The 18,650-nt window shown below is 71.5% G+C and carries 19 protein-coding genes and 1 tRNA gene; 8 read left to right on the top strand and 12 right to left on the bottom strand.

The window, feature by feature from the left end; all coding sequences use genetic code 11:
- Positions 1–41: 41 nt before the first annotated feature.
- The gene (locus tag OG242_RS17610) at positions 42–518 is read right to left on the bottom strand and encodes a GNAT family N-acetyltransferase (RefSeq protein ID WP_405899073.1); all 477 of its coding nucleotides are present in this window, start codon (positions 516–518) and stop codon (positions 42–44) included.
- A gap of 31 nt (positions 519–549) precedes the next feature.
- Complete coding sequence (locus tag OG242_RS17605; protein ID WP_405899072.1) at positions 550–1,491, bottom strand: aminoglycoside phosphotransferase family protein; 942 nt, start codon at positions 1,489–1,491, stop codon at positions 550–552.
- Here OG242_RS17605 and OG242_RS17600 point away from each other — a divergent pair.
- Entirely contained in the window at positions 1,490–2,140 is a 651-nt protein-coding gene (locus OG242_RS17600) for a rhomboid-like protein (protein ID WP_405899071.1), read from the top strand. The genes OG242_RS17605 and OG242_RS17600 overlap by 2 nt on opposite strands.
- A 65-nt stretch (positions 2,141–2,205) precedes the next feature.
- Here OG242_RS17600 and OG242_RS17595 read toward each other — a convergent pair.
- Positions 2,206–2,282: transfer RNA gene (locus tag OG242_RS17595), tRNA-Thr, on the bottom strand.
- A gap of 180 nt (positions 2,283–2,462) precedes the next feature.
- On the opposite strand from OG242_RS17595, the gene OG242_RS17590 reads away from it, so the two are divergent.
- The 3 genes from OG242_RS17590 to OG242_RS17580 all read left to right on the top strand — a co-directional run bounded on the left by OG242_RS17590 (position 2,463) and on the right by OG242_RS17580 (position 4,995).
- Positions 2,463–3,599 (top strand): ABC transporter ATP-binding protein, encoded by a 1,137-nt coding sequence (locus OG242_RS17590; RefSeq protein ID WP_405899070.1) that lies wholly within the window; start codon positions 2,463–2,465, stop codon positions 3,597–3,599.
- Positions 3,600–3,806: 207 nt separating this feature from the next.
- A complete protein-coding gene (locus OG242_RS17585; protein ID WP_405899069.1) occupies positions 3,807–4,238 on the top strand; it encodes a hypothetical protein in 432 nt (143 codons plus the stop codon).
- Positions 4,239–4,284: 46 nt separating this feature from the next.
- Positions 4,285–4,995 (top strand): NDP-sugar synthase, encoded by a 711-nt coding sequence (locus OG242_RS17580; RefSeq protein ID WP_405899068.1) that lies wholly within the window; start codon positions 4,285–4,287, stop codon positions 4,993–4,995.
- A 74-nt stretch (positions 4,996–5,069) separates the two neighbouring features.
- Here OG242_RS17580 and OG242_RS17575 read toward each other — a convergent pair whose 3' ends face one another.
- The 6 genes from OG242_RS17575 to OG242_RS17550 all read right to left on the bottom strand — a co-directional run bounded on the left by OG242_RS17575 (position 5,070) and on the right by OG242_RS17550 (position 11,651).
- Complete coding sequence (locus tag OG242_RS17575) at positions 5,070–6,743, bottom strand: DoxX family membrane protein (protein WP_405899067.1); 1,674 nt, start codon at positions 6,741–6,743, stop codon at positions 5,070–5,072.
- Positions 6,744–6,881: 138 nt separating this feature from the next.
- On the bottom strand, positions 6,882–7,838 hold the full coding sequence (gene rlmB, locus OG242_RS17570) for a 23S rRNA (guanosine(2251)-2'-O)-methyltransferase RlmB (protein WP_405899066.1): 957 nt from the start codon (positions 7,836–7,838) through the stop codon (positions 6,882–6,884).
- Positions 7,839–7,919: 81 nt separating this feature from the next.
- Complete coding sequence (gene cysS, locus OG242_RS17565; RefSeq protein WP_405899065.1) at positions 7,920–9,323, bottom strand: cysteine--tRNA ligase; 1,404 nt, start codon at positions 9,321–9,323, stop codon at positions 7,920–7,922.
- Between the two features lie 155 nt (positions 9,324–9,478).
- Positions 9,479–9,997, bottom strand: a complete 519-nt coding sequence (gene ispF / locus OG242_RS17560; protein ID WP_405899064.1) for a 2-C-methyl-D-erythritol 2,4-cyclodiphosphate synthase — start codon at positions 9,995–9,997, stop codon at positions 9,479–9,481.
- On the bottom strand, positions 9,987–10,733 hold the full coding sequence (ispD, locus tag OG242_RS17555; RefSeq protein ID WP_405899063.1) for a 2-C-methyl-D-erythritol 4-phosphate cytidylyltransferase: 747 nt from the start codon (positions 10,731–10,733) through the stop codon (positions 9,987–9,989). Before ispD ends, ispF begins: the two co-directional genes overlap by 11 nt.
- Positions 10,734–11,168: 435 nt before the next feature.
- Positions 11,169–11,651: a CarD family transcriptional regulator gene (locus OG242_RS17550; protein WP_006380568.1), complete on the bottom strand. Its 483-nt coding sequence runs from the start codon at positions 11,649–11,651 to the stop codon at positions 11,169–11,171.
- A gap of 612 nt (positions 11,652–12,263) precedes the next feature.
- Between OG242_RS17550 and OG242_RS17545 the strand changes: the two genes are divergently transcribed.
- The gene (locus OG242_RS17545) at positions 12,264–12,902 is read left to right on the top strand and encodes a DUF461 domain-containing protein (RefSeq protein ID WP_405899062.1); all 639 of its coding nucleotides are present in this window, start codon (positions 12,264–12,266) and stop codon (positions 12,900–12,902) included.
- Positions 12,903–12,982: 80 nt separating this feature from the next.
- On the opposite strand, the gene OG242_RS17540 is transcribed toward OG242_RS17545, so the two are convergent.
- The gene (locus tag OG242_RS17540) at positions 12,983–13,663 is read right to left on the bottom strand and encodes a response regulator transcription factor (protein WP_018519642.1); all 681 of its coding nucleotides are present in this window, start codon (positions 13,661–13,663) and stop codon (positions 12,983–12,985) included.
- Positions 13,660–14,934: a sensor histidine kinase gene (locus OG242_RS17535; protein ID WP_405899061.1), complete on the bottom strand. Its 1,275-nt coding sequence runs from the start codon at positions 14,932–14,934 to the stop codon at positions 13,660–13,662. The genes OG242_RS17540 and OG242_RS17535 overlap by 4 nt, the downstream gene beginning before the upstream one ends.
- Positions 14,935–15,143: 209 nt before the next feature.
- On the opposite strand from OG242_RS17535, the gene phoU reads away from it, so the two are divergent.
- Both phoU and OG242_RS17525 read left to right on the top strand, forming a co-directional pair.
- Positions 15,144–15,821 carry a phosphate signaling complex protein PhoU gene (phoU, locus tag OG242_RS17530; protein WP_405899060.1) on the top strand — a complete coding sequence of 226 codons (678 nt, stop codon included), beginning with the start codon at positions 15,144–15,146 and terminating at the stop codon, positions 15,819–15,821.
- Between the two features lie 209 nt (positions 15,822–16,030).
- Positions 16,031–16,180, top strand: a complete 150-nt coding sequence (locus OG242_RS17525) for a hypothetical protein (protein WP_405899059.1) — start codon at positions 16,031–16,033, stop codon at positions 16,178–16,180.
- Between the two features lie 35 nt (positions 16,181–16,215).
- On the opposite strand, the gene OG242_RS17520 is transcribed toward OG242_RS17525, so the two are convergent.
- On the bottom strand, positions 16,216–17,604 hold the full coding sequence (locus OG242_RS17520) for an MDR family MFS transporter (RefSeq protein WP_405899058.1): 1,389 nt from the start codon (positions 17,602–17,604) through the stop codon (positions 16,216–16,218).
- Between the two features lie 209 nt (positions 17,605–17,813).
- Here OG242_RS17520 and OG242_RS17515 point away from each other — a divergent pair, with 209 nt between their 5' ends.
- A complete protein-coding gene (locus OG242_RS17515) occupies positions 17,814–18,572 on the top strand; it encodes a phosphoglyceromutase (protein ID WP_405899057.1) in 759 nt (252 codons plus the stop codon).
- Positions 18,573–18,650 lie beyond the last annotated feature (78 nt).

The raw sequence follows: 18,650 nt of genomic DNA, 5'->3' as shown, positions 1-18,650 counted from the left end.
TGACGCACGCCACTGACAACGCCCCCGGGGACCGCGCGCGGTCAGGCCCCGCCCAGCTCCGCCAGCGCCCCGTCCGTCAGCCGGTACACCGTCCACTCGTCCTGCGGACGCGCTCCCAGCGACTCGTAGAACGCGATCGACGGGGCGTTCCAGTCCAGCACCGACCACTCCAGGCGCTCGTAACCCCGCTCCACACAGATCCGCGCCAGCTCCGTCAGCAGCGCCTTCCCGTGCCCGCCGCCCCGCCGCTCCGGACGTACGTACAGGTCCTCCAGGTAGATCCCGTGCACCCCGCGCCACGTCGAGAAGTTCAGGAACCACAGCGCGAAGCCGACGACCCCGCCGTCCTCGTCCGACTCCGCGATATGCGCGAACGCCGCCGGCCGCTCCCCGAACAGCGCCTCCCGCAACTGCTCCTCCGTCGCCCGCACCTCGTGCAGCGCCTTCTCGTAATCGGCCAGCTCGCACACCATGGCGTGGAGGACGGGGACATCGGCGGGGGTAGCGGTACGAATCATGGGGGCAGCGTAAACAGCGCCCCGCCGCCCCCTACCCCCGGCCCAGCACCACCCGCGCGATCTCCGCCTGCTCCGGCGCCAGCCGCCGCGCCCCGCCCTCGACGGACCAGCACGCGTTCTGGAGCACCCGCCCCAGCGTCCAGGCCGCCGCACGCCCCCGGTCGAGCCCCAGCGCCCCGGTCAGCACATCGAACCGCGCCCCCACCGCGTCCGCGTCGAACCCGTCCACCAGCGCGGGCAGCAGCTCGAACCCGGGATCGCCCACCAACGGCTTCGGGTCGATGGCGACCCACCCGGCCCCGCCCTCCCCCGCCAGCACGTTCCCGAAGTGCAGATCCCAGTGCAGCAACCGGTCCCCCGGCTCCCCCGCCACCTCACGCACCGCCGCCGCACAATCCCGTACGAGCCCCCGCTCCCCCTCGTCCGCCAGCGCCGCCACGACATCCGGCGCACCGGCCAGCATCCGCGCAGCCGCCTCTCCCAGGCCCCGCAACCCGGCGTCCGGCCCCGGCCGCACCGCCGTCAGCCCGCCCAGCAGCTCCGCGACCACCCGCACCGCACGGCCCGCGTCCGCCACCGCCTTCAGCGAACGGCTCCCGTCCAGCCGCTCCAGCAGCATCGTCCCGGTCGCCGGATCGTGCTCCAGCAACCCCACCGCCCCGGCCCCCGCCGCACCCCACAACCGCAGCGCGACCGGCTCCCCCGCCGTTTCCGGGTCCACCGGCTGCAACTTCAGCACCGCCGGACGCCCGTCCCCCACCCGCACCACCGGCAGCACCAGCGCGCACACCCCGTACATCGCCTCACCGTCCCGCCGCAGCCCCCACCGCTCCAGGAACTCCGCCGCCATCCCCGGCAACGCGGCCACGAACGCCCGCCCCGCCTCCCCGTTGTATGCGGACTGAGTAGCAATGAGCGCTTCCGGAATGTCGATCACGCCCCCGATCGTAGGAGCGTGCGTCAATCGGGCCATGCCCACCGGCCACCCCGTCCCGCCCGCACGGCCCCGCCCCGCCCCCGCCGCGTGGCTCCGCGCCACCGGCACCTGGACCCGCAGAGCACCCGGCACCTATCTCTGGCTGACCGTGCTCTTCGCCACCACGGTCATCGTCCACCAGATGTCACCGGCCTTCGAGGAGGAGTTCCTCCGCCGGCGCTCCACCAACATCCACGAGCTGTCCCAGAACCCGGTGCGCGTCCTCATCACCAGCGCCTTCTGGATCGACAGCGGCCAGTGGCTCCCCTACGCGGTCCTCTACACCGTCTTCCACGCCCCCGCCGAACGCCGCCTCGGCACCGCGCGCTGGCTCACCGTCGCCGCCACCGCCCACGTACTCGCCACCCTCGTCAGCGAGTCCGTCCTCGCCTGGACCATCCGCCACGGCCACGCCCCGCCCTCCGCCGCCAACACCCTCGACGTCGGCGTCAGCTACGCCCTCGCCGGCGTGGTCGCGGTCCTCACCTACTACGTCCCCCGCCCCTGGCGCCCGGCGTACCTCTTCGCGGTCCTGGTGATCTACACGGTCCCCCTGATCACCCGCCCCACCTTCACGGACATCGGCCACCTCACGGCGGCACTGATCGGGCTGGGGTGCTACCCGCTGACGCGGCGCGGGACATGAAAAGACGCGGGCATGAAAGACGCGGGCATGAAAAAACCAGGCCGGCGGGGCGCCGGCCTGGTGGGTGGAGCCCCCTGTCGGATTCGAACCGACGACCTACGCATTACAAGTGCGTTGCTCTGGCCAGCTGAGCTAAGGAGGCGTGCCGGAGCAGTCTAACCAACCCGGCACCCGGCACAGCGCAGAAATTTCACAGCCGGGGAACTACTGACAGATCCGAAACCGCCAGGTAGCGTCCTTGCAGGTTCACTCGTTTGGACCAGACCACTCCCTTACGACGGATCGTCCGGCACGTACCTGCCGGTGGAGGAGAAGCATCAGCATGGCCAGTGTCACGTTCGACAAGGCGTCCCGCGTCTACCCCGGCTCCACGAAGCCCGCGGTCGACCAGCTCGAGATCGACATCGCGGACGGCGAGTTCCTCGTCCTCGTCGGTCCCTCCGGTTGTGGCAAGTCCACCTCGCTCCGCATGCTCGCGGGTCTCGAGGACGTCAACGGCGGTGCGATCCGCATCGGTGACCGCGACGTCACGCACCTGCCGCCGAAGGACCGGGACATCGCCATGGTGTTCCAGAACTACGCCCTGTACCCGCACATGACCGTCGCGGACAACATGGGCTTCGCGCTCAAGATCGCCGGTATCAACAAGACCGAGATCCGCGCGAAGGTCGAAGAGGCCGCCAAGATGCTGGACCTCACCGACTACCTGGACCGCAAGCCGAAGGCGCTCTCCGGTGGTCAGCGCCAGCGTGTGGCGATGGGCCGCGCGATCGTGCGTGAGCCGCAGGTGTTCCTCATGGACGAGCCGCTGTCGAACCTCGACGCCAAGCTCCGTGTCTCCACCCGTACGCAGATCGCCTCGCTCCAGCGCCGCCTGGGCATCACGACCGTGTACGTCACCCACGACCAGGTCGAGGCCCTCACCATGGGTGACCGCGTCGCGGTCCTCAAGGACGGTCTGCTCCAGCAGGTCGACTCGCCGCGCAACATGTACGACCGCCCGGCGAACCTCTTCGTGGCCGGCTTCATCGGCTCCCCGGCGATGAACCTCATCGAGGTCCCGATCACCGACGGTGGCGTGAAGTTCGGCAACAGCGTCGTCCCGGTCTCCCGCGAGGCGCTGACCGCCGCCGCGAACCGCGGCGACACGACCGTCACGGTCGGCATCCGCCCCGAGCACTTCGACATCGTCGAGCACGGCGGCGCCGCCGCGAAGGCCCTCAGCAAGGACTCCTCGGAGGCCCCGGCCGGCCTGGCCGTCTCGGTCAACGTGGTCGAGGAGCTCGGCGCCGACGGCTTCGTCTACGGTGCCGCCGAGGTCGGTGGCGAGCACAAGGACCTGGTCGTCCGCGTCGGCGGCCGCGCCGTCCCGGAGAAGGGCACCAAGCTGCACGTCGTGCCCCGCCCGGACGAGCTGCACGTCTTCGCCACGTCGACCGGTGAGCGCCTCACCGACTGACGTCGCACGCGCTGTACGGTGGCCCCGCACGATCTTCGTGCGGGGCCACCGCGCTGTGCGGGGTTTGAACAGGCGGAGGCGAATTCCCCGGCACAACGGTCATTTCGCTCCGGTTCGTCAACACCCGATTCGAAAAGCCCTCTCGAACCATCCCCCGCGAGGGTGACGTAATGTCGCCCTGCCGTCACCGGCCGCTACGCTCGCTGCGTGACCCACACCGTGCGCCGTATCGGCCGAACTCTCGCTTTCGTACTGCCCGTCGTCATGGTCCTGTCCGGGACCCTCGCGGTGACCGCCGTGCCGTGGGCAGCCAGCAACTCCGACTCGCAGCTGCTCGCCGCGTCGGCCCGCACCGTCCCCGGCGCCAAGGGCGCCGCCAAGGAGGTCAAGGTGCGCGCGCCCGAGGACGTCCTGCGCGACCGGCTCCTCCAGGAGCTCCGGGCGAAGGACCCCGGCGTCGCCCTGACACACCTCCAGCGCGCCGTCGAGGGGCGCCCGTCGCTCGCCAGGCACTGCATGTCCCTCGCGAAGACCCTGGGCAAGGCCGCCGTCGAGAAGTACGGCCCGACGCGCGCGCACCGCTTCTCGCGCCCCGTCTGCGACACCTCGTTCGCCTCGGGCGTCGCCCAGTTCAGCTGACCGACGCGACACCTTCTGCGGCCGGGCACGGCTTATCGTGCCTGGCATGCATACGTTTCCGACGCAGGCCGTGATCCTGGCGGGTGGCCAGGGGTCACGGCTGCGCCCGTATACCGATGACCGCCCCAAGCCGATGGTCGAGATCCCGGGTACCGGGACGCCGATCATCGGCCATCAGCTTTCCTGGCTGGCCGCCGAGGGCGTGACCGACGCCGTGGTGTCCTGCGGGCATCTGGCCGAGGTGCTCCAGGAGTGGCTGGCCGACGCGGTGCTGCCGCTGCGCGTGACGACGGTGGTGGAGTCCGAGCCCCTGGGTCGCGGGGGCGGGCTGAAGTACGCGGCGGAGCGGCTGCCGTCGCCGGACGAGCCGTGGTACGCGACCAACGGGGACATCTGGACGCGGTTCTCGCTGCGGGAGATGGCGGCGTTCCACGCGGAGCGCGACGCGACCGCGACCCTTGCGCTGGCCCGTCCCCGGATTCCGTGGGGTGCGGTGGAGACGGACGCGTTCGGGCACATCACGGACTTCATCGAGGCCCCGCCGTCGCCGTATCTGATCAACGCGGGTGTGTACGTGTTCTCCCCCGCCTTCACGGGGCTGCTGCCGGACCGGGGCGACCATGAGCGTACGACGTTCCCCCGGCTGGCCCGCGAACGCCGGCTGGCGGGCTATCCGCTGCCGCACGGGGCGTACTGGCGGGCCATCGACACGGCGAAGGACCTGACGGAGGCCGCCAAGGAGCTGGACGGGCGGTAGGGCGTACGAGGATGGGGCGGGCCCGGAGGAAGTCTTCCTCCGGGCCCGCCCCATTCCCGTGTGGGCGCCCGTGGTCAGCCGAGGAGGCCGCCGATGGGGTTGCGGCCGGTGCCGCTGTCGCCGCTGCCTCCGGAGGTGGACCCGGGGTCGGGGTCGGAGCCGCCGGTGGTGGAGCCGCCGCCGGTGCCGGTGGTCCCGGAGGAACTGGGGCCGGAGCTGGTGGCGGGGGGTTGCTGGGGGGTGGTCTGCTGCGGGGGCTGCTGGCCGGTGCCCTGGGTCTGGCTGGGCTGTCCGGTGCTCGCGCCCGCGGCCTGGCCCGTCTCGCGGACGCCGTCCGACGAGGGGGTGGAGGCGTTGGCGGACGGGGTGTGCGGGGCGGTGCTGTGCGACGGGGTGGGGCGGTCGCCGGTGGGGGCCTTGGAGGCCTTGCCGCTGCGGGACTTGTCGGGGAGCGGGGAGCCCGGGAGCCGGTTGGTGGGGACGCCGTCGGGGCCGGGAACGGTGACGACCCCGGAGGAGCGGACGGCGCCGCCGAGGACGGAGCCGATGAGGAGGGTGAGGCCGACGACGACGCTGGCGACGACGGCGCCGCGGCGCAGGACGCGGCGGCGCAGGTCCCAGATCTCGGAGCGGGGGCCGAGCTTGCGCCAGGCCTCCCCGGCGAGGCGTCCGTCGATGGAGTAGACGGGGGCGCCCGCGATGATCAGGGGGCTCCAGGCGGCGAGGTAGATGATGTCGGGCGCGTCGTAGGCGGCGACGGTGCGCCAGCTGACGGTGACGAGGAGGGCGGCGGACAGCAGGGCGCCGACGGTGGCGGCGACGCGCTGCCAGAGTCCGAGGACGGTGAGGACGCCGACGACGACCTGGAGGAAGGCGATCGAGAGGCCGGCGCCGACGGGGTGGGAGAGCGCGAACTCGCGGAGCGGCTCGGCGAGCGCCCAGGGGTGGAGCGAGTTGAGCCACTTGACCATGGAGCCGCGCTCGCCGCCGTCGAAGTAGACGGGGTCGCAGAGCTTGCCCATGCCGGCGTAGATGGAGATGAAGCCCAGGAAGACGCGCATCGGCAGGAGCACGACGCCGAGGTTCATGCGGCGGCCGGGGTAGTACGCGTGGCGCACGTCGTCGGTGCCGTCCCGGCGGCGGCCGCGGGTGTCGGTGTCCTCGTCGGTGAGGTCGACGGCGGGCTCGTCGTCGTACGCGTCCCGGTGGTCGTGGCGGTCCGCGTCGTACGGGCCGGGGTCGACCGGGTCGTAGGCGCCGACGGCCCTGCGCATGGGGGGCAGCAGGGGGCCGCCGGAGCGGGGTGCGCCGATGACGGGGGTGGGCTGGGTCTCTTCGAGGGGTAGCTCGTCGAGACGCGGGATGACCTGGGTGCCGGCGCCGCCGCGTCCGTTGTCGAACTCGTAGGAGGCGTACGGCTCGTAGGAGTCGTACCCGGTTTCGGGGCGGCCGGCGGTGGAGTTGCGTACGGCCTGGAGGAGTCCGGTGGCGCCGGGGTCGCCAGGGGCGGACTTGCCGCTCCAGACGACGGGGGCGCGCCTGCCGCGTCCGGCTCCGGCGGCGCTCATGGCGGGGATCCTGGGCGCGCCGGCGGGGGTCGCACCGCGCAGCCGTGCGCGCTGGCCGGGGGCGAGCTGCACCCGGAAGCTGGCGTGGTTGACGATGACCTGCGCAGGGTCGCAGTCCACCTTGGTCATGCTCAGGGCGGGTAGTTCGTCGAACCGAGGCGTTCTGGTGTCCACACTCATCTAACCGAGTGATGTGTGATTAGGACACTGCCTCCACCGTGTCGAAGTGTCCGAGACCCGTCAACAGGTGGTGGGGGGTCGCGCGGGGGCGCGCGCACGTGCGTACGCGCCCCCGCGTGGCCCGACGGGGCCGGTGGATCAGGCGCGGCGGCGGGCGACTTCGTACATGACGATGCCGGCCGCGACACCGGCGTTGAGGGACTCGGCGCCGCCGGGCATGTTGATGCGGACGCGGTAGTCGCAGGTCTCGCCGACGAGGCGGCCGAGGCCCTTGCCCTCGCTGCCGATGACGATGACGACGGGTCCGGCGAGCGCTTCGAGGTCCTCGACGGTGTGCTCGCCGTCGGCGGCGAGGCCGACGACCGCGATGCCGTCCTTCTTGAAGGCTTCGAGGGCGCGGGTGAGGTTGGTGACCTTGGAGACGGGCGTCCGGGCGGCGGTGCCGGCCGAGGACTTCCAGGCTCCGGCGGTCATGCCGGCCGCGCGGCGCTCGGGGACGACGACGCCGTGGCCGCCGAAGGCGGAGACGGAGCGGACGATCGCGCCGAGGTTGCGGGGGTCGGTGACGCCGTCGAGGGCGACGATGAGCGGGTCCTCGCCGTTGTCGTACGCGGCTTCGACGAGGTCCTTCGGGTCGGCGTACTCGTAGGGCGGGACCTGGAGGACGAGGCCCTGGTGGTTGAGTCCGCCGGTCATGCGGTCGAGCTCGGGGCGGGGCGCTTCCATCAGGTTGATGTTGCCGCGCTCGCCGGCGAGCTGGAGGGCCTCGCGGACGCGCTCGTCGTTGTCGATGTACTGCTGGACGTAGAGCGTGGTGGCGGGCACGCCGTCGCGCAGGGCCTCGAAGACCGGGTTGCGGCCGACGACCATCTCGGAGGAGCCCTTGACGCCGCCGCGCCGGGGGGCGGGGCGGCGGTTGGCGGCCTGCTTGGCCTTGGCGGTCGCGATGCGGTTCTTCTTGTGCTTCTTGCGCTCCTCGGCGGGCGGGGTGGGGCCCTTGCCTTCGAGGCCCCGGCGTCGCTGGCCACCGCTGCCGACCGTGGCGCCCTTCTTGTTGGACGTGCGGCGGTTCCTGCGCTGGCTGTTCCCGGCCATGACCTACCTGTTTCGTTGCTTCGGTCGTGCGTACGTATAAGTGAAGTGTGCCGCCCGGCGGACCGGGCGGCATGTGGTGGGCTACTGGCGCGGGCCGAGTGTCCACCGGGGGCCGGACGGGCTGTCCTCGATGACGAGTCCGGACTGGTTGAGCTGGTCGCGGATGGCGTCGGCGGCGGCCCAGTCCTTGCGGGCGCGGGCGGACTGGCGCTGGTCGAGGACGAGGCGGACCAGTGTGTCGACGACGCCGTGCAGGTCGTCGCCGCGGTCGCTCTCGCCGGCCCAGTGGTCGTCGAGCGGGTCGAGGCCGAGGACGCCGAGCATGGCGCGGACCTCGGCGAGGCGCGCGACGGCGGCCTCCTTGTCGTCGGCGGCTAGGGCGGAGTTGCCCTGGCGGACCGTGGTGTGGACGATCGCGAGGGCCTGCGGGACGCCGAGGTCGTCGTCCATGGCTTCGGCGAAGGCGGGCGGCACCTCGGCGGCGGGCGCGACGGTCTCGCCGGCCTTCTCGGTGACGCGCTGGATGAAGCCCTCGATCCGGGCGAACGCCGACTCGGCCTCGCGCAGGGCCTCCTCGCTGTACTCGATCATGGACCGGTAGTGCGGGGTGCCGAGGTAGTAGCGCAGGACGATCGGGCGCCAGGCCTTGACCATCTCGCTGACGAGGACCGAGTTGCCGAGCGACTTCGACATCTTCTCGCCGGACATGGTGACCCAGCCGTTGTGCACCCAGTACTTCGCGAAGTCGTCGCCGAAGGCCTTGGCCTGGGCGATCTCGTTCTCGTGGTGCGGGAAGATCAGGTCGATGCCGCCGCCGTGGATGTCGAAGGCGGTGCCGAGGTACTTGTGCGCCATGGCGGAGCACTCGAGGTGCCAGCCGGGGCGGCCGCGGCCCCACGGCGTCTCCCAGCTGGGCTCGCCGGGCTTGGACGCCTTCCACATGGCGAAATCGCGCTGGTCGCGCTTGCCGGTCTCGCCCTCGCCGGACGGCTGGCGCAGGTCGTCGAGGTCCTGGTTGGAGAGCTCCAGGTAGCCGGGGAACGAGCGCACGTCGAAGTAGACGTCGCCGTCGGCCGCGTACGCGTGACCGCGCTCGATGAGGCCCCGCATCATCTCGATCATCTCGGGGACGTGCCCCGTGGCGCGCGGTTCGTAGGTGGGCGGCAGGCAGCCGAGCGAGTCGTAGCCCGCGTTGAACGCGCGCTCGTTCTCGTAGCCGATGGCCCACCAGGGGCGGCCCTGTTCGGCGGACTTGGTGATGATCTTGTCGTCGATGTCGGTGACGTTCCGGACGAACGTCACGTCGTAGCCGCGGTACGCGAACCAGCGGCGCATGATGTCGAAGTTCAGTCCGGACCTGATGTGCCCGATGTGCGGGGCGGCCTGGACGGTAGCGCCGCAGAGGTAGATCGAGACACAGCCCGCTGTGAGCGGGACGAAGTCACGGATCTGCCGGGCGCTGGTGTCGTACAGGCGAATAGTCACCCCTCAAGGGTAGTGGGCCCGCACCAGTGCCCCTGCGCCCCTGTGGATATTGCGAGCGCAGTTGTTACGGGGCCGGTGCGGCAGGCCGGCGTGCGGGTCAGCCGGTGCGGCAGGCCGGCGTGCGGGTCAGCCGGTGCGGCAGGCCGGCGTGCGGGTCAGCCGGTGCGGTAGACGAGGGCGGTCGCGAGGCCCGCGATGCCCTCGCCGCGGCCGGTGAAGCCGAGGCCGTCGGAGGTGGCGGCGGACAGCGACACGGGCGCGCCGACGGCGTCGGACAGGACCTGCTGCGCCTCCTCGCGCCGCTTGCCGATCTTCGGGCGTACGCCGACGACCTGGACGGCCACGTTGCCGATCTCGAAGCCCGCCGCGCGGACGGTGCGGGCGGCCTCGGTGAGGAGGGTGACTCCGGCGGCGCCGGACCATTCGGGGCGCCCGGTGCCGAAGTGCTGTCCGAGGTCGCCGAGGCCGGCGGCGGAGAAGAGGGCGTTGCACGCGGCGTGGGCGACGACGTCGGCGTCGGAGTGGCCGGCCAGGCCGGGGCCCTCGCCGTCCCAGCGCAGACCGGCGCACCACAGCTCGCGGCCCTCTTCGAAGGCGTGGATGTCGGTGCCGATGCCGACGAGGGGGATGACAGGGGCGGGGGCCTGGGCGGGCCCGGGGGTCTCAGAAGCCATCGTTGGCCCTCCTGCGTGCGAGTACGGCCTCGGCCAGGACGAGGTCGAGCGGCCGGGTCACCTTGAACGCCTCCTCGTGTCCGGGGACGACGACGACGGGCGCGCCGAGCTGTTCGACCATGCCGGCGTCGTCGGTCGCGCCGTCGCCGCTGACGGCGACCTGCTCGTGGGCGCGGACGAGGGTGGCGCGGTCGAAGCCCTGCGGGGTCTGTACGGCCCTGAGCCGGGCGCGGGCGGGGGTGGAGAGCACCGGTTCGGGTGCTCCGGGGGGCCCGGGCTCGACCTCCTTGACGGTGTCGGCGAGCGGCAGGGCGGGGACGACGGCGGGGGCGCCGTCGCGTACGGCCTCGACGACCGCGTCCACGGTGTCGACGGGGACCAGGGGCCGGGCCGCGTCGTGGACGAGGACGGCGGAGATGGTGTCGGGGAGGGCGTCGAGGCCCTGCTTCACGGATTCCTGGCGGGTGTCGGCGCCGGGGACGACGAGGAAGTCGGTGCGCTCGGGCAGGGCGTGCTCGTCGAGGAGGTTGCGTACCTCGGCGGCACCGTCGGGCGGTGCGACGACGACGACCAGGGACACGTGCCGGGAGGCGGCCATGGCCCGTACGGCGTGGATGAGCATGGGCGTCCCGCCGAGCGCGCGGAGCGCTTTGGGGGCGCCGGGGCCGAGCCGTACGCCGCGGCCGGCCGCGGGGATCACGGCGGCCGTGCGGTAGGGACGCGGTTGTTCAGACATCGGTTGCACTCCGAGGCTTCGGCATGTTTGTGTCCACGGCCGACGTGGGTATGGCCACAAGCGAGCCGGGCGCCGCGCCATGACTCGACCGGGACCCTTTCCGTGACCCCCGGGCGGGTGGGTGCACGCCGCGGCCGTTCGGGGTCGGCCTCGCACGCCGGATTCAGCAAGATCGCGAGCAAGGTACCAAGGACGTGTGACGGGGGATCATCGGCAGGCGCCGGGAAATCCGGCCGGATCTCGCCGTTGGTGGCTGCAAACAGTATCCAGCCGGGTCGGCATCTGGCTGGAATTCACCGTTCGATTGCGGTCCACAGGTCCGGACATGCCGCAGCGCCCGACGACACAGCGTGAATACGACTGGTCAGCGGGCACCGCGGCACATTTCCTATGGCCGGTGCGAACCGGTCGTCATGACGACCGGTGCCGTCCGGTTCAGGAGGCGAGGACCTCGTCGAGGAGCGCCTCGGCCTTGTCCTCGTTGGTGTTCTCGGCGAGGGCGAGCTCGCTCACCAGGATCTGGCGGGCCTTGGCGAGCATGCGCTTCTCACCTGCGGAGAGTCCGCGCTCGCGCTCGCGGCGCCACAGGTCGCGCACCACTTCGGCGACCTTGATGACATCGCCGGACGCGAGCTTCTCGAGATTTGCCTTGTAGCGCCGGGACCAGTTCGTCGGCTCCTCGGCATACGGTGCGCGCAGCACCTCGAAGACGCGGTCCAGCCCTTCCTGCCCGACTACGTCGCGCACACCCACGAACTCCGCATTGTCCGCCGGTACACGCACCGTCAAGTCGCCCTGAGCGACCTTGAGCACCAAGTAGGTCTTGTCCACGCCTTTGATCTGGCGAGTTTCGATAGCCTCGATCAGCGCGGCCCCGTGATGGGGATAGACCACGGTGTCGCCAACCTTGAACGTCATGTGACAGGTACCCCTTCCGTGGCTATCAAGCGTAACACGAGAATCGCTACTCCTGAATGGCGTTTTCGCAGGTCAGGGCATATCTCGGGGCTTGACAACTGCATCAGGGACGTGCTGCGGACAGCCCCCGGAAGGGGGTATTCGCAGGTCGGAGCGGCTGTACGGGGACGGAGAAACGCGGACGTTACACGCACTCCGCCTCGCTCCGAAGGGGACGAACGTCCCGATTTGTCGGGTTCCGGTTGCCGAACTTTCCGTAGCCCGTTCGATGATGGATCACTCGTTCGGGCGTAACTGCCGATGGCCAATGAAATTGATCAACGTACGGCCGCGGCGGGGATTATGCGCAATGAATGCGCCACCGTCCGTGAACAGCAACGAAGCCCGGGGCGAACGTGCGGCCGGAATTTGATCAAGCGCGTTATGTGAAGGGACCGCGAAAGCGCGTACGCGGCCGGGGCCCGGGATCACCGGTGCGTCAGGGGCGGGTCGGGTGCGGGGCGGTGAGGAGGGCTCGGTAACCTGACGGCTGACAGACCCTTAGGGCGGCTTTGCACCACCCGCCCGACCCGTCCATCTCACCGTCCGCTCGTTCAAGGAGTTGCCGCCGCCGTGAGCCGCAGCCTTCGACACGGCGCCCTCGCCGCCACTGCCATCGCGTTCTCGTTCACCGCGCTCACCGCGTGTGGTGCGGGCAATAACGCGCAGACGCTCGAAGTCAGGCCTGACAACGCCGCCACCTCGGCCGGCACGATCAAGATCCAGAACGTCAACGTCATCACCCAGCCCGAGCGCGACGCCAAGGGCCCGGCGGTCGTATCCGCCACCGTGTTCAACACCGGCTCCAAGGCGGAGACCCTCGACTCCATCACCCTGACGGGCAGCAGCGGCTCCGTGCAGCTGAACCCCGCCGAGGGCTCGGGCCCGGTCGTCGTCCCGGCCGGCGGCCGGGTCGTCTTCGGCGGCAAGGGCAACGCGTCCGCCGTGATCGAGAACGGCGACGAGGCCACGCAGACCGGCAACGTGCAGCCCCTCGTCTTCAAGTTCAGCCGCACCGGCGAGGTCTCCCTGGGCGCCTCCGTCGTCCCGGCGACCCACTACTTCAAGGGCTTCGGCCCCAGCGCGCTCCCCGAGCCGTCGAAGACGCCGTCCGGCTCCCCCACCGGCTCCGCGTCGCCGGACACCTCCGAGAGCCCGTCCGGCGAGGCGTCGGCCTCCTCCTCGGCGAGCGAGTCCGGCCAGCCCGGCTGAGCCGCACCCCGTACACACATGGCTGAGGCGCCTTCCCCACCGGGGAGGCGCCTCAGCCATGCCGGGCCTACGCGTACGGCCTACGGCTCGAACTTGTAGCCCAGACCGCGCACCGTCACCAGGAACCTGGGCGCGCCCGGGTCCGGCTCGATCTTGGCCCGCAGGCGCTTCACGTGGACGTCGAGGGTCTTGGTGTCACCCACGTAGTCCGCGCCCCAGACCCGGTCGATGAGCTGCATCCGGGTCAGCACCCGGCCCGCGTTGCGCAGCAGCATCTCCAGCAGGTCGAACTCCTTGAGCGGCAGGTCGACCTTGCCACCGGAGACCGTGACGACGTGCCGGTCCACGTCCATGCGGACCGGGCCGGCCTCCAGGGCGGCCGGCGCGACCTCCTCGGGCTCGCCGCGGCGGCGCAGCACCGCGCGGATGCGGGCGACGAGCTCGCGGGAGGAGAAGGGCTTGGTGACGTAGTCGTCGGCCCCTATCTCAAGGCCGACGACCTTGTCGATCTCGCTGTCCTTGGCGGTGACCATGATCACCGGCACGTTGGACCGGCTGCGCAGCTGGCGGCAGACCTCGGTGCCGGGGAGCCCGGGCAGCATCAGGTCGAGCAGCACGAGGTCGGCGCCGTTGCGCTCGAACTCGTCCAGGCCGTCGGGTCCGGTGGCCGCGATGGCGACCTCGAAGCCTTCCTTGCGGAGCATGTAGGACAGGACGTCGCTGAAGGATTCCTCATCCTCGACGACAAGCACTCGGGTCACGGAAGAGCCTCCGGGGCGGGGAAGGATACGTAGGAGTCGGGAGTGGCGCCCGGGCGGGACGCCTCGTCGCCGTTGACGATGAGCGGGCCGCCCGCTGCGCGGTCCCGGCCGCGTGCGGAGCCCGCTTCGGGCAGCCGCAGGGTGAAGGTGGAGCCCTGTCCCTCCGAGCTCCACACGGTGACCTCCCCGCCGTGCGAGGCGGCCACGTGTTTGACGATGGCGAGACCGAGGCCCGTACCACCGGTGGCGCGCGAGCGGGCCGGGTCGACGCGGTAGAAGCGTTCGAAGACCCGTTCCCGGTCCTTCTCGGAGATGCCGATGCCCTGGTCGGTCACGGCGATCTCGATCTCGTCCCCGCCGGGCACGACCACGCGGCGGGCGGCGATGCCGACGCGGGTGCGGGCGGGGCTGTAGTTGACGGCGTTCTCGACGAGGTTGCCAAGGGCGGCCGCGAGCTGGCCGCGGTTCCCCCATATCCGCAGGTCGGCGGTGCCGCCGGCGGCCATGGTGATCTGCTTGGAGCCGGCCTGCTGGCGGCAGCGGTCGATGGCCTCGGCGACCAGTTCGTCGACGCGGACGGGCTCGGCGTCCTCCAGCGGGTCGTCGTTCTGCACCCGGGAGAGGTCGATGAGCTCCTGGACGAGGTTGGTGAGCCGGGTCGCCTCGATCTGCATGCGGCGGGCGAAGTGCTCCACCGCCTCCTGGTCGTCGGAGGCGTCGAGCACGGCCTCCGAGAGCAGGGACAGGGCGCCGGTCGGGGTCTTGAGCTCATGGCTGACGTTGGCGACGAAGTCGCGCCGGACCGCCTCGATGCGGCGGGCCTCGGTGAGGTCCTCGACGAGCAGCAGGACCAGCCGGGAGCCGAGCGGGGCGACCCGGGCGGAGACCGCCAGGGCCTCGCCCCGGCCCGTGCCACGTCGCGGGAGGTCCAGTTCCACCTGGCGTATCTCGCCGTCGCGGCGGGTGTCCCGCGCCATGTTGAGCATCGGCTCGACGGCGAGGCGGCCGCCCCTGACGAGACCCAGCGCGTACGCGGCGGAGCTGGCCTTGACGACGCTGTCGCTCTCGTCGAGCACGACCGCGGAGGAGCTGAGCACGGACAGGACCGTGTCGACGCCGGGGGGCAGCGGGGCGTTGCTGTCGGGCCGCGGGGAGGTGCGCGTCGGCTTCTTCTGGTCGCGCTCGCTCCAGCGGAACGCCAGCATGGCGATCACGCCGGTACCGACACCGGCGATCGCGGCAGCTGCGGCGACCGCCGCGTTCACGTCCATGTGCCCAGGTTATGCGGCACCTCGGACACTCTCCCAGCGGTGCGGGGGGCTCCTCGGCCACTCGTCGCCCAGAGTTCACCGAGGGGCTAGCGCCGGTTCACTTGGCCGGTCGGAATCCGACGCGTACGCCCGTCACGGTGGCGTCGTGGGGTTCGGAGCCGGTCGCCGGCGGGCCCCGGCCTCGGTCAAGGACTGGAGAGGGACATCCCATGCGTGACGCGTACCACGAGGAACTCGACTCGATCGGAGAGGGCCTGGTCGAGATGGCCAGGCTCGTCGGGTCGGCGATAGGCCGGGCGACGACGTCGATGCTCGACGCCGATCTCAAGCTCGCGGAGTCGGTGATCGCCGCCGACCAGAAGGTGGACGACCTCCAGCACGAGCTGGAGGCGCGGGCCATCGCCCTGCTGGCGCGCCAGCAACCGGTGGCGACGGATCTGCGGATCGTGGTGACGTCGCTGCGGATGAGCGCGGACCTGGAGCGCTCGGGCGACCTGGCGCAGCACGTCGCGAAGCTGGCCCGGCTGCGGTTCCCGCAGTCCGCGGTCCCGCACGACCTGCACGCGACGATCCTGGAGATGGGGCAGCTCGCGCAGCGCCTGATGGCGAAGGCGGCGGAGGTGATCGTCACCAAGGACGTCGACCTGGCGCTCCAGCTGGAGCAGGACGACGACGAGATGGACCTGCTGCACCGCGCGCTGTTCCAGCACCTGATGGACGACCGCTGGAAGCACGGGATCGAGACGGCCGTCGACGTCACGCTGCTCGGCCGCTATTACGAGCGGTTCGCCGACCACGCGGTGTCGGTGGCCAAACGGGTGGTCTACCTGGTGACGGGCGAGCACGCGGACGAGATCCAGCAGCCGACGCCGGTGGACGGGGCTTGAGAGGGCCGCCGCGCGGGAAGGCCGGGGCGCGGGGCGGTGAGGCGCACGCCCGCGCGCACGGCTCGCACATGCGTTCCTGCTCGTGTGCGCCGTTGATGCGCCCGTCCGGGTGGGCATGCAATGGGGCGGGGCGGCACGACGTGTCCGTACGCCCCGGTCACGGGCCCCGTGCGGGCCTGCGGCCCTGTCGTACGCCTTGAGGAGGAACCATGACCGATTCCCCCATGACCGAACCCGAGCAGGAGGCCCCCGTCGAGGTGGTGCAGCTGACCGTTCTGGGCGCCTGCGGCTGCGGCTCGGGCTGCGGGTGCGGCTGCCAGTCCGGTGCGCCGTGCCAGTGCGGGGGCTGCTCGGGCTGACGCCGGACCGGCCGCCGGCTGTTGGGCCGTACGGGTTACGAGGGTGACGCCTCCGCCTTCGTTGCCCGTACGCCGATGTCCTGCGGGGCGTCGGTCCCGGCCGCGCCGAGGATCTCCGGCGCGGGGGCGGTCCCGGTCGCGGCGGCGATCTGCGTCGCGGCGCTCTCCTGCGCCAGGGCGGGCTCCTTCGTCGCGCCCGTCCCGGTCGGCAGGCCGCGCATCAGCAGCCAGTAGCCGGCGGCGGCCACCGTGCCCAGGAGTGCGCAGGTCGCCCAGAGCCACCCGGCGCCGAAGTGGTCGATGACCACGCCGGACATCAGGGGGGCGACGAGCGCGGCGGCCGACCAGGACAGGGTGTACATGCCCTGGTAGCGGCCCCGGCCGTGCGCCGGGGAGAGCTGGACGACCAGGCCGTTCTGCACGGGCGCGTTGATGATCTCGGCGACGGTCCACACGCAGATCGTCAGCGCGTACACCCCGACCGAGCCGGCGAAGGCGGTCAGCCCGAAGCCGTATCCCGCGAGCATGGAGGAGACGAGGAGCAGGCGGCGCGGGTCGCGGCTCTGGATGAACCGGGTGACGGGGATCTGGAGCGCGACGATGAGGACGCCGTTGACGGCGATCGCCGTACCGAAGTCGGAGCTGCTGAGCCCGTCGGCGCCCATGGCCACCGGCAGGCCCACGTAACCCTGCTGGAAGATCAGCGCGATCACGAACGACAGGCCGACGACGCCCATGAACCGGCCGTCGCGCAGCACGGTGGAGAGCCGTACGCCGTCGTCGGCCGGGACACCGCCGGCCGTGGGCGCGCCCGGTCGCTCCGGGCGGGACTCCGGCACCTTCAGGAAGACCACGATCGCGCAGACCAGGGTCATCGCGGCCTCGCCGACGAAGCCCGCGAGGTAGCTGTACTCGGCGACGAACCCGGCGCCGGCGGAGGACACCGCGAAGCCGAGGTTGATGGCCCAGTAGTTGAGCGAGAAGGCCCGCACCCGGTCCTTCGCGGGGACGATGTCGGCGATCATCGCCTGGACCGCCGGGCGGGAGGCGTTGCTCGCCATGCCGACGAGGAAGGCGACGCCGGCGATGGCCATCGGGTGCGACATGAAGCCGAGCACGGCGACCGCCGCGGCGGTGGAGAGCTGGGCGGCGAGCATGGTGGGCCGCCGCCCGACGCGGTCCGTCAACACCCCGGCCCCGAGCGAGGACACGACCCCGCCGAGGCCGTGGAGGGCGGCGACCAGACCGGCGTACGAGGCGGAGTAGCCGCGGTCCAGGGTCAGGTACAGGGCCATGAAGGTGGCGACGAACGCCCCGAGGCGGTTGACCAGCGTGCTGGTCCACAGCCACCAGAACTCCCTGGGGAGACCGGAGACCGTCTCCCGGGTGGCACGGGTGGCCCGTCCGAGACCGGTGGCAGACATACGGGTTTCCCCCCAGGGACGTACGACGGATGACGCCGGGGAGGTAAGTGGCCCACCGACGGTCCGAACATTACGAATCCACGGGCCCCGCCTGCCACTCAATTGACGGGCGCCGTCAAACGTCGAAGGGCGCCCCGCTCCCCCGCCGGCCCTGTCCGCTCTGTGACCGGTCGCGCGCCGCTCGGACGGGTTCGATTACGCTCGGACTCATGGCCGACGCACCGTACAAGCTGATCCTCCTCCGCCACGGCGAGAGCGAATGGAACGCGAAGAACCTGTTCACCGGTTGGGTGGACGTCAACCTCACCGAGAAGGGCGAGAAGGAGGCGGTCCGCGGCGGTGAGCTGCTGAAGGACGCCGGCCTGCTCCCCGACGTGCTGCACACCTCGCTCCAGAAGCGCGCCATCCGCACCGCCCAGCTCGCGCTGGAGGCCGCGGACCGCCACTGGATCCCCGTCCACCGCTCCTGGCGCCTGAACGAGCGCCACTACGGCGCCCTCCAGGGCAAGGACAAGGCCCAGACGCTCGCCGAGTTCGGCGAGGAGCAGTTCATGCTCTGGCGCCGCTCGTACGACACCCCGCCGCCCGCCCTTGAGGACGGCACCGAGTTCTCCCAGAGCGACGACGCGCGCTACGCGACGATCCCGCCGGAGCTGCGCCCGCGCACGGAGTGCCTCAAGGACGTCGTCACGCGCATGCTGCCGTACTGGTACGACAGCATCGTCCCGGACCTCCTGACCGGCCGCACGGTGTTGGTCGCCGCCCACGGCAACAGCCTCCGCGCCCTGGTCAAGCACCTCGACGGCATCTCCGACGCCGACATCGCGGGCCTGAACATCCCGACGGGCATCCCGCTCACCTACGAACTCGACGCGGACTTCCGCCCCCTGAACCCGGGCGGCACCTACCTCGACGCGGACGCCGCCCAGGCGGCCATCGAGGCCGTGAAGAACCAGGGCAAGAAGTAACACCTGCCCGAACGAGCCCCTTACCCACTTTCACGGGGAAGGGGCTCTTTCACGCCCAGACAACGTCGCGGCGGGCCG

Source organism: Streptomyces sp. NBC_00727, from assembly GCF_045161745.1.
In the GTDB taxonomy this organism is placed as follows: domain Bacteria; phylum Actinomycetota; class Actinomycetes; order Streptomycetales; family Streptomycetaceae; genus Streptomyces.
The sequence above is the reverse complement of the archived record's forward strand: the minus strand, read 5'-3'. Positions and strand labels throughout refer to the sequence as shown.